1 pseudogene is annotated in these 681 nt (G+C 68.4%); it reads left to right on the forward strand.

The window, feature by feature from the left end:
- Positions 1–681 (forward strand): annotated as a pseudogene (locus tag U9980_RS13520) (hypothetical protein); the annotation flags it as partial.

Genomic DNA, 681 nt, shown 5'->3' on the forward strand with positions numbered 1-681 from the left:
GGCGGTGCTCGCCGTGATGCTGGCGAGCACCGGCGGATTCCGGGTAGAGCTGCTGGGCGCGGACCTGCTGCTGGCAGTCGGCGGTTACCTGACGACCCGGGCACTGCTGGACGCCGCGTCGTCCCGGCCGGACGGCCGGATGCAGCTGGGTGTCTGGTACCGCGACCACTTCAAGCATCAGGTTCCGCTCGCGCTGTTCACCCTGGCCGTCACGCTGGGCCTAGCCGCGCTGTTCAGCCCGCCGCAGGAGGCCCGACGGCTCGCGATGGCGGCTGTCGCCGGCCTTGCGCAGGTCGGGAACTGGTTTGACCTCTTCGTGTTGCGGGATCGAATCATCGTCTCGCACGGTGACTGGTACGCGGACCGCCCCGGCCAGATTGACCCGTTGGGGATCCTGTGGCTACTGGGTCTTATCGAGCAGTTTATTCTACTATGGCCTATATTTCTGGGCTGTATATGGTGGTTTGTCCGGTGGGCCGGTGGGCGCTTCACCCGAAGCGACGGTGCGAGGCGCACGGCGTGGCTGACCGCGTTGCCGTGCCTGCTGCTTGCCGGGGTGGCCTGTCTGGTCGGTCCGCTGCGGGCGGCGGCAGGTGCCGACCTCGCCGAGCTGGCACTGGGCAGCCATGTCCGGGCAGCTGAATGGTTGCTGGGCGCCGCCGCAGCCGGGTTGGTCGTGGC

This window comes from Protofrankia sp. Cr1, from assembly GCF_963555865.1.
Classification (GTDB): domain Bacteria; phylum Actinomycetota; class Actinomycetes; order Frankiales; family Frankiaceae; genus Protofrankia.